The 13,435-nt window shown below is 48.4% G+C and carries 13 protein-coding genes; 3 read left to right on the forward strand and 10 right to left on the reverse strand.

Features of this window, described 5'->3' with window-relative positions; all coding sequences use genetic code 11:
- Positions 1–21: 21 nt before the first annotated feature.
- Entirely contained in the window at positions 22–213 is a 192-nt protein-coding gene (locus C7R93_RS13740) for a hypothetical protein (protein WP_047072775.1), read from the reverse strand.
- Between the two features lie 129 nt (positions 214–342).
- Between C7R93_RS13740 and C7R93_RS13745 the strand changes: the two genes are divergently transcribed.
- Positions 343–1,431, forward strand: coding sequence for a hypothetical protein (locus C7R93_RS13745; protein ID WP_106839340.1), 1,089 nt, complete (start codon positions 343–345; stop codon positions 1,429–1,431).
- Positions 1,432–1,516: 85 nt separating this feature from the next.
- Here the strand turns inward: C7R93_RS13745 and C7R93_RS13750 are convergent, their stop codons facing one another.
- On the reverse strand, positions 1,517–2,089 hold the full coding sequence (locus C7R93_RS13750; protein WP_106839341.1) for a BofC C-terminal domain-containing protein: 573 nt from the start codon (positions 2,087–2,089) through the stop codon (positions 1,517–1,519).
- A gap of 214 nt (positions 2,090–2,303) precedes the next feature.
- On the opposite strand from C7R93_RS13750, the gene C7R93_RS13755 reads away from it, so the two are divergent.
- The gene (locus C7R93_RS13755) at positions 2,304–4,292 is read left to right on the forward strand and encodes a bifunctional 2',3'-cyclic-nucleotide 2'-phosphodiesterase/3'-nucleotidase (RefSeq protein WP_106839342.1); all 1,989 of its coding nucleotides are present in this window, start codon (positions 2,304–2,306) and stop codon (positions 4,290–4,292) included.
- A 47-nt stretch (positions 4,293–4,339) separates the two neighbouring features.
- On the opposite strand, the gene C7R93_RS13760 is transcribed toward C7R93_RS13755, so the two are convergent.
- From C7R93_RS13760 to C7R93_RS13790, 7 genes are all read right to left on the reverse strand, one after another.
- Positions 4,340–5,368 (reverse strand): phosphotransferase, encoded by a 1,029-nt coding sequence (locus C7R93_RS13760; protein WP_106839343.1) that lies wholly within the window; start codon positions 5,366–5,368, stop codon positions 4,340–4,342.
- Between the two features lie 12 nt (positions 5,369–5,380).
- Complete coding sequence (locus C7R93_RS13765) at positions 5,381–7,048, reverse strand: LysM peptidoglycan-binding domain-containing protein (protein ID WP_106839344.1); 1,668 nt, start codon at positions 7,046–7,048, stop codon at positions 5,381–5,383.
- Positions 7,049–7,163: 115 nt separating this feature from the next.
- Positions 7,164–8,027 (reverse strand): prephenate dehydratase, encoded by an 864-nt coding sequence (pheA, locus tag C7R93_RS13770; RefSeq protein WP_106839345.1) that lies wholly within the window; start codon positions 8,025–8,027, stop codon positions 7,164–7,166.
- 22 nt (positions 8,028–8,049) lie between these two features.
- The gene (gene thrB / locus C7R93_RS13775; RefSeq protein WP_106839346.1) at positions 8,050–8,979 is read right to left on the reverse strand and encodes a homoserine kinase; all 930 of its coding nucleotides are present in this window, start codon (positions 8,977–8,979) and stop codon (positions 8,050–8,052) included.
- Positions 8,976–10,058, reverse strand: coding sequence for a threonine synthase (gene thrC / locus C7R93_RS13780; protein ID WP_106839347.1), 1,083 nt, complete (start codon positions 10,056–10,058; stop codon positions 8,976–8,978). The genes thrB and thrC overlap by 4 nt, the downstream gene beginning before the upstream one ends.
- Positions 10,058–11,359, reverse strand: coding sequence for a homoserine dehydrogenase (locus C7R93_RS13785; protein WP_106839348.1), 1,302 nt, complete (start codon positions 11,357–11,359; stop codon positions 10,058–10,060). The genes thrC and C7R93_RS13785 overlap by 1 nt, the downstream gene beginning before the upstream one ends.
- Before the next feature lie 39 nt (positions 11,360–11,398).
- Entirely contained in the window at positions 11,399–11,842 is a 444-nt protein-coding gene (locus tag C7R93_RS13790; protein WP_106839349.1) for an ACT domain-containing protein, read from the reverse strand.
- A gap of 185 nt (positions 11,843–12,027) precedes the next feature.
- Here C7R93_RS13790 and C7R93_RS30325 point away from each other — a divergent pair, with 185 nt between their 5' ends.
- The gene (locus C7R93_RS30325) at positions 12,028–12,180 is read left to right on the forward strand and encodes a hypothetical protein (protein ID WP_167402472.1); all 153 of its coding nucleotides are present in this window, start codon (positions 12,028–12,030) and stop codon (positions 12,178–12,180) included.
- A 50-nt stretch (positions 12,181–12,230) separates the two neighbouring features.
- Here the strand turns inward: C7R93_RS30325 and C7R93_RS13795 are convergent, their stop codons facing one another.
- Entirely contained in the window at positions 12,231–13,409 is a 1,179-nt protein-coding gene (locus C7R93_RS13795; RefSeq protein ID WP_106839350.1) for an NAD(P)/FAD-dependent oxidoreductase, read from the reverse strand.
- Positions 13,410–13,435 lie beyond the last annotated feature (26 nt).

The following is a 13,435-nucleotide window of genomic DNA, read 5'->3' on the forward strand; positions in this document are numbered from 1 at the left end:
GAACGGGTGATACGGTGTCTGTTAGTGTTTGTTCATTCCGAGTGAATCCGACACATCATGCTGCATGTGGGCATAATCGTCCACACCACTTTGCATGTGCTCTTTGATCTTGTTGATCTGTTGGTAATTGAGCTTGTTGTGTCCCTGGTTCAACTGAACGTACAAACGCTGATGGAACTGGTCTTTGTAGCTACCTCTAGGCATGGTAGACATGGTCTAAAGACTCCTCCTTCGATCACCGTATGAAATCAGTATGGCGTAAGCGCAGTAGCGTTATGATACCAAGATTTACGCTACATGTATCAGACATATTAATGAAACGATAAGCAGTGGAGGTGTTGAATGTTGCGAAGCAAAGTCCTTATTTTTTGTATATGCCTATTCGTAATCGCTCTTTCAATGCCGCACTTTGCTTATGCCAAGGTCAAGAATGACATCACGGTCACCGTTTCGGTGTCACCTGAGTCCTCCTTCCAAACTACAATGCCCTTTCGTGATCAAAATCATTTTACGAAGCGGCTATTGCGCTCTTCTACCGTGGTTGCCTCCTACAACTTGCACTGGATACGTGCAACATTGACAGTCAAAAAACGAACGTATGTATATGATCACGATGGGCAGCTTTATGAAAAAGAAATGCCTCGTCGCTATGTATTGGGAAACGACGTTCGCCAGCGGATCGAAGAAATGGTCAAGTCTGTAGAGGCTGTCCATTTTGCACAAGCCATCCCTTGGGAACAGGTGAAAAAAACGTTGAAACGGATGGAATTCGGTACCGTGATTGACTTAGAGACAGGCCAACGTTTTGATGTCCAGCGCAGAGCAGGCAGTCGCCATGCCGATGTTCAACCGTTGACACGCAAGGACACCCAGATCATGAAGAACATTTATCAGGGGAAATGGTCGTGGAAACGCAGAGCTATTCTGGTAGAGGTAGACGGTACGTATTTTGCAGCATCCATGCACGGAATGCCTCATGGCGCTGGTGCGATTAAAGGAAATGAATTCCCGGGGCATTTTTGCATCCACTTCTTCGGCAGCTCCACCCATCGACGCACAGAGCCAGATCCTAGTCACAGTATGATGATTCTCAAGGCTTCTGGAGCACTTGCGGCTACAATTAAAGGGGCGTCACCTGAAGAGTTGGTCGGCTTTTTCCTCACCGCTCTGCATGAGCACGACACCCATACGATGCGGATGACAACGGACGGATTCTCACTTCCAGAAGGGCTGTCCTCGATCGAATCTGTGCGTACGTCAGAAATCATCATTCCGTCAGACGAACGCGGTCCCCTCTTGATAGAGGTTCCTGTTCGGCTCACGTATATCGACCGGGAAGGCGGAAATTTTCGTAGGACATGGCAGTTTCTTTTGCGCCGGGAAGTGCCGTGGGACCGCTGGAGAATCATTGCGGTTGAGCTGAATCCATAGCGGTTGAAACAAAAATCCCTTTCCATCCAATACGTGCTTGTTACACGAAAGGCTCGAAAGGGATTGTTTTTCGGTCCACCAGATTTCATCGTCCACTCCATTGGAATTCGCCATAGGTGGACACTACACTGTTATACTCTGCCAAATTCCGAATGCGAATCCCTCGTTTCAGATTCTCCCATTCCTCTTTTGGCAGACTCGCTTCCATTTTCGCCGTATCAATTCGATAAAAGGTTTGCACGACATCTTGTTCAGCAGGCAGGCCATGAAACAGGGCAAGCATGCCGTCCGCCGCTATTCCGATATGTCCATTTTCTTTGCACGCTGGCGCTATATCCTGCTCTCGCTTCATCAGGGTCATCTTGATAGGTTCTGCACGGACAATTTCCCAACCATTGTAATTGCCCATGATGTCTGCCAGTTGATTGGTACGAACTGACACCTGTTCTTCCTCTCGCACTCCACACAAATAATGGCGAGCTAAAACCAACTCGTACGACGTACCCGCGACTACGTCCGCTTTGCCTGCATGGGTCAGTAAGCGAGCAAGAAGCGAATCATTTCCGTCCTTTCCTACTAACAGAATGCCGACTACGACTCCCGTGGCTAATGCAGCACCCCAGGTAGCGTATACCATCCACTTTTTCTTCTCAGTCACACTGAACCCCTTCTCTATAGTCTTTTCTTCCTATTATTTCCACAAGAGAAGAGGGACATACGCGACCATTGGGGGATTGACCTTTTATTTTTTTATTTTTGTCAATACAAAAAATTAATATACTATTTCATCAAGCTATCTATCCAGCGTCCGAATCTAGTGATAAACTAATTTTGCTTGGCATTATTGTAAACTTATGGAGGTCATTTCAAACATGAAAAAAACGAACAAAAAAATGCTGACTGCTTTCCTCCTCAGCACTTCTTTGGTTGTTGGCGCACTCTCTTTTCCTCTTACTCCTGTAAGCGCGCAAACAGATTCTGTCCTCAAGCTCCGCCTGTTGGAAACGACAGATATCCACACTAACATCGTTAACTATGACTACTATCAAGACAAAAACACAGACGAGTTCGGCCTTGCAAAAACAGCTACATTGGTTAAAAAAGCAAGAGAAGAAGTGAAAAACAGCATCCTGATCGACAACGGTGACTTGTTGCAAGGAAACCCATTGGGCGACTACGTAGCAAAAATTGATCCGTTGAAAGCTGGCGAGACTCACCCTGCTTACAAAGCAATGAACCTGATGGACTACGATGTTGCCAATATCGGTAACCACGAGTTCAACTTTGGTTTGGAGTTCTTGGACACCAGCTTGAAAGGTGCGAAATTCCCTTACATAAACTCCAACGTCTATGTAGACGACAAGGACAAAAACCCTGACAACGACAAAAACAAGTACACTCCTTACGAAATCTTGGAGCGCACATTTAAAGATGAGAACGGTAAAGATGTAAAACTCAAAGTGGGCGTAATCGGTTTTGTTCCGCCACAAATCATGCAGTGGGACAAGGCTCACCTGGAAGGAAAAGTAATTGCGAAGGACCTCGTGGAAACCGCAAACAAATTCGTACCTGAAATGAAGAAAAAAGGTGCGGACATCATCATCGCGGTTCCTCACTCCGGAATCGGCCCTGTTGAGGGTGGTGCCCAATTGGAAAACGCTAGCTACCAGCTGAGCAAAGTAGATGGTATCGATGCGATCCTGTTTGGACACTCCCACTCCGTATTCCCTGGTCCTGGATTCGACAAAATTCCAGGCGTTGATGCAGAAAAAGGAACAATCAACGGCAAACCAGCAGTGATGCCTGGCTTCTGGGGTAACCACCTCGGCGTAATCGACCTGACGCTGAAACAAGAAAACGGAAAATGGAAAGTGGCTGAGTCCGCTACTAAAGTAGTTCCGATCTACGACAAAGCAAACAAAGCATCCTTGGCTGATGCAGACAAAGCAATCGTAGATGCAGTGAAAGAAGATCACGATAAAACAGTGGAATGGGTTCGTTCTGCTGTTGGGAAAACATCTTCCCCGATCTACAGCTACTTTGCACTCGTGCAAGATGATCCATCTATCCAAATCGTAACCAATGCACAAAAATGGTTCGTTGAGAAAAACGTGAAGGGTACAGAATACGAAGGCATTCCAGTTCTGTCTGCTGGTGCACCATTTAAAGCAGGAGGCCGTAACGGTGTAAGCTACTACTCCAATATCCCAGCTGGTACGATCGCCATCAAAAACGTATCTGACCTGTACATCTACCCGAACACATTGAAAGCTGTTCTGGTCGATGGAGCAACGGTGAAAGAATGGTTGGAGCGCTCCGCTGGACAGTTCAACCAAATCGATGTGAAGAAAACCGAAGAGCAAGCGCTTGTCAACGAGACTTTCCCAACTTACAACTTTGACGTAATCGACGGTGTTACTTATCAAATCGATGTAACCCAACCGTCCAAATACGCTGTAGATGGAAAAGTAGCAAACAAAGATGCAAACCGCATCAAAAATCTGTCTTACGATGGCAAACCAGTAAAACCTGAAGACAAATTCATCGTTGTAACCAACAACTACCGTGCAAGCGGAGGCGGTGCGTTCCCAGGTCTGGATGGCAAAAACATCGTAATCGATTCTCCAGATGAAAACCGTCAAATCGTAATCGACTACATCCTGAACCAAAAAAATATCGACCCAGCAGCAGACAACAACTGGTCTTTTGCTCCAGTAGATGCGAAGCTGAACGTTACATTCACTTCTTCTCCTGAAGCGAAACCATTCGCTGAAAAAATGTCCCACATCAAGTTTATTAATGTGTTGGAAACTGGCTTCGCGAAATTCTCTATTGATTTGTCCAAGCCTGCTTCCAAGTAAGTTTGTCACCAACACAAACATCCCTCTTTCGAGAGGGATGTTTTGTTTTATCCGACAAAATGGTAATGACCCCATGGAGAGCGCTGGAAAATTCGTTCTCCGTCGTTTAAAAAGCGTTGGCGATTCGCCATCACTTTGCCTTCCATTTGGAGCAGCTGCATGACGCCCCGCATGTGGTAGCCTGGGCGATGGCTATACAAGCCCGTTACCTCCCGCAAAAAATTATCTGGATAGCGAAGCAATTGATGAACAGCCCAAATCTGTGTATCCGATAAATAGTTGACGTTACTATAGGCTTCCATCGCTTCCACAAAGGAATCCATACGGTACTCTTGCATCAATAGCATCCGCGACATCAATTGTACGAGGTCAACAAGCTGAAGATCATGGCCTACTGTATCAAGGTCAATCAAATAGCAACTGCCTCGCTCCGTAAGCAAGAAGTTATGACTCGCCACGTCTCTGTGTGCGAGTGTCCCCCTCTCCATCGCTAAAAACATTTCTGGTGTCAAAGGCAACTTGTAGGCAGATTGCAGCAGCTCCTTGCCATCTTGAAGGACGTGATCTGCCTGTTGGGAAATGAGTTGCTCCAGTTTGCTCTGGGGTCCTTTATGTTCGATCGACCACATCAACCGCTCAAAGTATTCCAAGCGGCTCTCCCATTTATCTAAAAGAGCCGTTTTTCCTTCATACACATACGAATGGGCAATAGGAAAGCCCTGAGCTGCAACATGAAAACGTGCCAATGCTTCTGCTGTTTTTTTGACATCGAAAAGAGAAGCGTTATCTGCTTCCTGCCCATCAATCATTTTCATGATGGTGTAATGACGGTCTTCAAATGCAAAAATTTTGGACCCTTCATGATTCCCCACATATTGCACGGTATGATGAAAGCCCTTCTCATGTAGTGCATCCGCTAACTCAGTCACCCACACAGCTTTTTCGACCTGCTTATATCCCTTGAGTATCCAGTGGCCCCGGTCTGTTTTTAACAGGTTGACGTTTCGCTTCGGCTTCACCCCGTAGATTTGACAGCGAAAAGCCTTTTCAATGATGGATAAGATTTCTTTGTTCATCCCATACCCTCTTTAGTAAGAAGAGGATTCTTCATGCCCATCTCCCCAGTTCGGCCAAACCCCTTGTTCAGGCATGGAAGCCATACACGGGGAAGGCGGAAACATCTTGTTATTGTGAATCTCCTGTGGAGAACGATTGTACTTGCCTTTTCGGCCTTTGTACTCCGGGACTTCAGAAGAACACTCACATGAAGATGACTCCACTGGTTCCGGGCACACAGGCTTCTTCGCTCGGTGCCGCTTTAATGGCATGGGTGGAAATGGTGGTGGGCATGGATAAGGAAACGGCATCGGTCTGACCGGTGGAGGGCCGATCGGAAATGGCGTGATTGGTCGAAGGTGTTCTGGACTCACAATCGGTCGATTTGGAAAAAACGGGCGAATCCACGGGTTTCCGCACGGTGGGCACGGCGGAAATGGCGGGCATGGTGGCGGGAACGGTGGTGGGAATGGCTGGATCGGACGCACCTGTGGTGATGGCCTGCGCTCTTGCTCTGGACTTACTTTCGTCGATGGCTTCAGCTTCTGTTGTGGGCTCACTTTAGAAGGTGGCTTGAGCTGCTGTTGTGGACTCACCTTCGAAGGCGGCTTAAGCGGTCGCAACGGGCTCACCCGTGGCGGTGGGTAGTTTGGCTGCATCGGTTGCATCGGACTTACCCGTGGTGGCGGATAGTTTGGCTGCATCGGTTGCATCGGACTTACCCGTGGCGGTGGGTAGTTCGGCTGCATCGGTTGCAACGGACTTACCTGTGGTGGATAGTTTGGGTACATCGGTTGCAACGGACTTACCTGTGGTGGATAGTTTGGCTGCATCGGTTGCAATGGACTTACCCGTGGCGGTGGATAGTTTGGCTGCATCGGTTGCAATGGACTTACCCGTGGCGGTGGATAATTTGGCTGCGGGCAAGGTGGGCAATATGATGGCGGCCGTGTTGGCTGTAATGGCAAGACCTGTGTCGGCGGTCTATATGGAATGTTCGGCACATTTTGATTCGGTGGAAACGCTGGTGGATAAATATACGGGCTCACTCTGGTTGGAGGTGGAGTCGGTATGAGTGGACGTATAGGAACAGGCGGAATCGGAGGCAGCACATTTGGCTTGCCGGAAATGTTCGGCGGCTTATACGGTGTTGGCTTCTCAATCGGTTCTACAGGTTTTTCGATTGGTTTTTCGATTGGTTTTTTAATCGGCTCTGTTGGTTTTGGAATCGGCCGTGTCGGTGGTGGCGGCGGTAATGTTGGTGGTGCCGTTGGCCTGACTACCTCTGGTGAAATAGTAGGGACTGGCGGCCTTGGCATCTCCTTGGGTGGTCTCGTAGGAATGGGAGCCGGCGGTCGAATAGGACGGGGCTCCTCTCTGGACTCGATTTCCACCTCTCCTGATTCTTCCGGCTCAATTGGCCGCCTCTCGATTTGTTGCGGTACCTCCATCTCTTCCTCTTCCGTAATCGGTCTTTCTTTCACGTAAGGGGCCGCCTCACTCATTCGATGGGGGGGCGTCGTTCTTTGCTGTGGTCGGACGGGAACTTGTTTCGCCGGAATCTTGATTCTCGCTCCAGGATAAATTGTATCGGGAGTTTTTAATTGACTATTAAGGCGTAACAGTTCTTTGTAATCGACGCCATATCTTTTGGCGATCTTCCACATCGTATCGCCTTTTTGGACGATGTGTATTCTCAATGTTTTTCTCCTCCCTTGCACCAAACTCCCTAACATCGTATGCAGTCATGGGCGTTTTGCTCCTTGACGCCACTCCTTTGTTGGGAGGGAGCAGAAAAAGAAAAAACCAATCCCTCTAGGAATTGGTCTGATGCATATAAAATGGATACGTCCCGAGCTGACGAACTTGACAACCAATGGCTTCAATCTCCGCAAACGCTCCTGGTAGCAAAACGTCGTCCATCTTCTGCTCAATGTCGATGACAAAAAAATAGCTTCCGAGTGCTTTTTTCGTCGGACGTGATTCGATACGAGACAAGTTGACTTTTCTCCAAGCAAAAGCAGCCAGCACTTGATACAAGGCTCCTGGGAAATCTTCCGGCAGCGTGACCAGTATTGTCGTCTTTTCCTTGCGAGATACCGGCAGATCAAGACTTTCCTGACCGACAAGAACAAAGCGCGTGTAGTTATTCGAATAATCTTGAATTTGTTCACGCGCAAACTCCAGTGGATAGATCTCTACATTTAATCGAGTACCTACAGCAGCCCACGGCTCTTCTGGATGCTCACTCACCATTTTTGCAGCCAATGCCGTACTGTTTACCGTTTCGATCGCTGCTCCTGGCAAATTCTCACGCAAAAAGTTATGGCTTTGTGCAATCGCTTGAGGATGTGACAACACTCTCGTAATCGCTGACAAAGGCAACGGGTGCTCTCTTTTTGCCACCAGCAAGTTTTGCGTAATGGGCAGTGCAAGCTCTGCCAAAATGGGCAGATCTACTTCGTGAATGAGCCAATCCAATGTGGAATTGACTGTTCCTTCAATGGAGTTTTCCATCGGTACGACACCATATGCCACTTCATTTTTGGAAACAGCGTCTAGTACTTCAATAATACTTGGGTACGGAACGAAAGATAGCTTTTGTCCGAGCGACAATATTCTCGCTGCTTCTTCGGTGAAGGTTCCACGCGGTCCTAGAAAAGCAAGTTTCTTCTCCATGGCTACTCCTATCCACTATGCTCTATCTCTGATGGATTTCTACCTGTACGCCATTTTCGTCTGGTTGCAAGATCATCACGCGGTACGAGATGTCGTGCCCTTTCATCACTCTGTCCACAAATGCACGCAGCTTCTCTAATTCTTCATCCGAAGAGAAAAAGCAGAGGATCGTCGGTCCAGCACCACTCAAAGCAGCCCCCAGTGCGCCGTGTTCAGTCGCTTTGTCCAGGATTTCGTTCAGGCCAGGTACAAGCTTTGCTCGATACGGCTGATGCAGCCGATCAGACATTGCCCGCCCCATCAGGTCTAGTCTGCCTTGTGCCAGTGCAGCAACCAGCAAACTACTATGACCCACATTATATACAACATCCTCTCTGCTGTACACATGCGGCAAGACGTTCCGCGCTTTTTCTGTCGAGAGCATGAATTCTGGGATCACGACGAGCGTCTGCAATCCCGCAGGGGCAGAAAACCGTACATAAGGAATGGGTTCCCCAGGTACTTCAGGCATCGTCGCAACAATGATACCGCCAAACATCGAAGCTCCTGCATTATCCGGATGCCCTTCCAGGCGTGTTGCCTTTTCAAACAACTGTTCACGAGTAAATGGTTCGCCAGCGAGATGGTTGGCTGCTACGAGTGCACCTACAATCGCTGCAGCACTGCTCCCCAATCCCCTGGTCAGGGGAGCGTCACTGGAAGCGCGGATCGCGAGCTCAGGAATGGCGAGACCAGCTTCCTGAAACAAACCCGCCGCAACTTTGTAGAGAAGATTGTTTTTGTCCGTCGGTGTTCCTTGCAGCTCCTCGCCTACCATCTCCACTGTCGTATGCTCACTGATTTCCATTTCTACGACAGAATACAACTGGAAAGCCATTCCCAGCGCATCGAATCCCGGTCCCAGATTCGCTGTCGTTGCCGGTATAGTTACTTTTACACGTCGTCCATTCATGATACAAATTCTCTCCCACCTTGACGAACCAGCTCCATCACAGCTTCATGTGTCGCCGGAACAGAACGTGGCTCTTCACCTACCAGCTTCAACGCGATATTCGGATCTTTCAGTCCGTTTCCAGTCAGTACGCATACGATCTGACTGCCAGGTTGAAGCCTTCCAGCCTCATGTAGCTTGATAATACCAGCCAGCGATGCTGCCGAGGCAGGCTCACAAAACACCCCTTCACTCTTGGCCAGCAAATGATACGCGTGCAATATTTCTTCGTCCGTCACACTATCGACGAGACCGCTTGATTTCGAAATGGCATTCAAAGCGCCATCCTTGCTCGCCGGGTTGCCGATGCGAATAGCTGTCGCAATCGTTTCAGGGTTGGCTACTGGTTCGCCATGAACCAACGGAGCTGCACCCGCTGCTTGGAATCCGTACATCTTAGGCAAACGACTCGATTTTTTGGCTGCGAAATATTCCTCGAAGCCCTTCCAGTATGCTGTAATGTTACCTGCGTTGCCAACTGGAATCGCCAAAATTTCAGGTGCGTCTGACAGCGCATCGCACACTTCAAATGCCCCGGTCTTTTGTCCTTCGATCCGGTATGGGTTCACGGAATTCACCAGTGTAATCGGCTCTTTCGCTGTGATTTCGCGAACGATATCCAGCGCTTCATCAAAATTACCGTCAATAGCGATGACTTCTGCACCATAGGCGATAGCCTGTGCCAGCTTGCCCAGCGCGATATTGCCATTCGGGATCAGGACGATGCAACGCAAACCTGAGCGTGCCGCATACGCCGCTGCTGCTGCTGATGTATTCCCCGTCGAAGCGCACATGATCGTGTTGCTTCCCTCTTCTACCGCTTTGGCTACAGCCATGACCATGCCTCTATCTTTGAAAGAGCCTGTCGGATTGAGCCCCTCGTACTTGACGTACAGCTCCACCCCAAATTGTTTGGATAGGTTCGGGGCATGGATCAGAGGAGTGTTTCCTTCATGCAAACTGATCAATGGAGTTTTTTCGGTAATCGGGAGAAATTCCCGGTAACGTGCCAGGATGCCAGACTGTCGATCAGAACCCATTATTTGTCCCCTCCTTCTACACGGTAGCAGCTCTGCACAGTTGATACGATATCCATCTGTTCCATGTAAGCCAGTACCGCATCCATGTCACTTTTGGAAGACATGTGTGTAATCATGATAATCTCCGCTTCACGTCCATTGTTAAACGGCTGCTGGATGACCTGCTCAAGGGAAATATTTTTGTCAGCCAAAAGCTGTGTAATTTGAGCAAGAACACCGCGTTTATCTGCAACTACGATGCGCAAGAAGTATTTAGAGAATTTTTCGCTGTCTTCTTTCAATACTTTTTCTTTGTATGGAGCAACCATTCCGCGTCCATTCACTCCTAGCTTTCTGTTTTTGACGACAGTGACCAGGTCAGACACAACGGCGGTAGCAGTCGGCAATTCACCTGCGCCCGGCCCGTAAAACATGGTTTCTCCTACTGCTTCCCCATGTACGTACACGGCATTAAAGACGCCATTTACGGAAGCGAGTGGATGGGATTTCGGAACCAGAGTCGGCTGCACACTTACCTCAATCGCCTCTTCGTCACGACGAGCCAGTCCGAGCAGCTTGATTTCATAGCCCAGTTGCTTGCCATAGGCGATATCTTCCTTGCTCACGGAGCTGATCCCTTTTACGTCCACATCTTCGAGTTTCATCGGTACACGGAAGCCCAATGTTGCCAGAATCGCCATTTTGCGGGCGGCATCAAAGCCTTCCACATCGGAGGTAGGGTCTTGCTCCGCATAGCCCAGCGCTTGCGCTTCTTTCAATACCTCGCTATAGTCCGCGCCTTCCTGACTCATTTTGGTCATGATGTAATTGGTGGTCCCGTTGACGATTCCCATCATTTTCGCGATACGGTCTGAGGAGAACCCTTCTACTAACGCACGTAAAATCGGTATTCCACCTGCCACGCTTGCCTCGTAGAAAACGTCACAGCCCTTTTCTTGCGCCTTCTCTAAAATTTCGGCGCCGTGCAAAGCCATCAGATCTTTGTTGGCTGTTACTACGTGCTTGCCTCGTTCGAGTGCACCCAAAATGTATTCCTTTGCAGGGTGAATTCCGCCAATCACTTCTACGATGACTTCAATTTCTGGATCATCCAAAAGACTAGCTGGATCAGTGGTCAGTGCGCTCTCCATGGATGGAATATTGCGAGATTTTTCCGCGTCCTTAACAAGAATGCGGGAAATCTCTATACTGAGGCCGGTTTGCTTTTGCAAATCCTCCTGATGCGCTTGAATAATGCGTACTACACCAGTCCCGACTGTCCCAAAACCCATTAATCCCAATTTAATGCTCTGCTTCTCCATGTCTCTCTCCCCTGCCTTTTCTTTGATTATTTTTTTTGCTTAGCCTCTACCGACGATCATCGCTTTGCGAACGCCTGGGATCTGTTGCAAGTTATCCAAAAACTCCGTGCTAGATACGCGAAGATTAGCCATATCGACTGACATGGATATGGTAGCAATCCCTTGTAGTGGTATCGTCTGATTGATGGTCAATACGTTTCCACCTTGATCTGCTACATATGTGAGCACTTTGGACAAGTAACCTGACATGTGATCCAAAGAGAAAGTAAACGTCATAATTTTTTCGCTCATCATCGCATTGAACGGAAAAATGCCATCTTTGTATTTGTAAAAAGCACTGCGGCTCAATCCCACTCGTTCAACCGCTTCATTCACGGTATCCACTTCGCCGGATTCAAGCATCTTCTTGGCTTCAATCGTTTTGGCAATCGATTCTGGCAGGATGTCAGATCGAATCAAGTAGAATTTTTCTTCCTTTTTCATGCCTTATGTCCTCCTGAGAAAAACAGTTGTTTCTTCATAGGGGACATTATAACGGAAAGCACGTAATGTGACAATCCTTATCCATCACTTTTTTTCATCGGATCATATTTGGTTTACTTTGATTACATGAGGGGGAGCTTCTTCGCGCACAATAATGCGTATCGCATGGAGGAGGTGAAAGGCAAATGGCCGGACGTGGAAAGTCAGATAAATCGGAGCGCCGTAATAATCACCCCGCTGGTAAGCCAAGCAGTCTCGAACAGTTTGGCAATGACACCCGAGGCAAAAAGATGGCACAATCCCCAAACGTGATTGAAGATCCTAGCGGTAACGGATAAACAAGCACAAAAAACCCGGGACATCATGATCCCGGGTTTTCCTGATTCGATTAGTATGCCAAAGAGGACAGACCGTTGATATGAGTCAAGTACCGAACGTTACTCGCTTCTTTCATCAAGGTTGCAGGCAAGCCTTTCAACTTCAGTTGGCTTGCACCAATCGTTCCGATCGCGTCTTTACGGCCCAGGCTACCCAGTGTACCGGAGAATACCGGTTTGAAGGTATCCATTTTGGTGCCGTTGAAGTGTGCGAAGAGATTGTGACCCACTACTTCACCCATTTGCCAAGCCAATTGGGCAGTTGGAGGGAATGGACGACCTTCTGGCCCCATTACTACCGCACTGTCACCTGCGAGGAATACATCAGGGTGAGAAGTGGATTGCAGGAATTCTGTAACAGTTGCACGCCCGCGATTTACTTCCACGCCGCACTCTGCTACCACGCGATTTCCTTGGACGCCACCTGTCCATACCATTGTTTTGGTTTCAATGGTACCGCCATCTTTTAAGCAAACTGTGGTTTCTTTCATTTCCGTTACAGGTACGCCTGTCAGGAACTGAACGCCACGTTTTTCCAAGCTCGTTTTCGCACGCTCAACCAGGTCAGGAGCAAAACCAGCCAAAATGGATGGACCTGCTTCTACGCAGTAGATGGAGACGTCTGCAAAATCTACACCGTGTTTGTGGCACAGATTTGGCAGCATATCAGCGAATTCCCCAACAAGCTCGATACCTGTCAGGCCGCCACCACCTACAACGAAGGTAGCATCTGCTTTATTTTTGCTCGTCTTGTATTCAATCACGCGCTCTTCGAGGTGTGCACGCAGACGATTTGCTTCCTCTACAGACTTCAATGTGAAGCTGTACTCTTGGAGGCCTGGGATTCCGAAGAATGCTGTTTCGCTACCAAGTGCAATCACCAATGCATCGTATTTGATGGACTCGCCGCTCGCCAGTGTTACGCGTTGGGAATCGAGACCAATATTTTCTACCGCGTCTACTACCAGATTAATCTCTTTGCCACGCAGCAATCTTTCCAGAGGGAGCGCCACGTTTTGTTCAGACAGGTTTCCTACTGCCAAGCGGTGCAGTTCCGTAATGATTTGGTGAGTAGGAAAACGGTTTACCACCGTGATCGACGCTTCTTCAGCCGTCATGTATTTACGTGCAGTCAATGCGCTGAGCAAACCGCCATAACCGCCGCCTAGAATCAGAATATGCTTCGCCATGCCCAATCCTCCGTCCTTGTCTTACA

This window comes from Brevibacillus fortis, assembly GCF_003013395.1.
GTDB classification, from domain to species: domain Bacteria; phylum Bacillota; class Bacilli; order Brevibacillales; family Brevibacillaceae; genus Brevibacillus; species Brevibacillus fortis.

Coding starts and splice junctions, on each gene's coding strand:
- C7R93_RS13745 (WP_106839340.1), top strand. CDS start 343: ATGTTGCGAAGCAAAGTCCTTATTTTTTGTATATGCCTATTCGTAATC.
- C7R93_RS13760 (WP_106839343.1), bottom strand. CDS start 5,368: ATGAACAAAGAAATCTTATCCATCATTGAAAAGGCTTTTCGCTGTCAA.
- C7R93_RS13740 (WP_047072775.1), bottom strand. CDS start 213: ATGTCTACCATGCCTAGAGGTAGCTACAAAGACCAGTTCCATCAGCGT.
- thrC (WP_106839347.1), bottom strand. CDS start 10,058: ATGGGTTCTGATCGACAGTCTGGCATCCTGGCACGTTACCGGGAATTT.
- C7R93_RS30325 (WP_167402472.1), top strand. CDS start 12,028: ATGGCCGGACGTGGAAAGTCAGATAAATCGGAGCGCCGTAATAATCAC.
- C7R93_RS13790 (WP_106839349.1), bottom strand. CDS start 11,842: ATGAAAAAGGAAGAAAAATTCTACTTGATTCGATCTGACATCCTGCCA.
- C7R93_RS13795 (WP_106839350.1), bottom strand. CDS start 13,409: ATGGCGAAGCATATTCTGATTCTAGGCGGCGGTTATGGCGGTTTGCTC.
- thrB (WP_106839346.1), bottom strand. CDS start 8,979: ATGAATGGACGACGTGTAAAAGTAACTATACCGGCAACGACAGCGAAT.
- pheA (WP_106839345.1), bottom strand. CDS start 8,027: ATGGAGAAGAAACTTGCTTTTCTAGGACCGCGTGGAACCTTCACCGAA.
- C7R93_RS13755 (WP_106839342.1), top strand. CDS start 2,304: ATGAAAAAAACGAACAAAAAAATGCTGACTGCTTTCCTCCTCAGCACT.
- C7R93_RS13785 (WP_106839348.1), bottom strand. CDS start 11,359: ATGGAGAAGCAGAGCATTAAATTGGGATTAATGGGTTTTGGGACAGTC.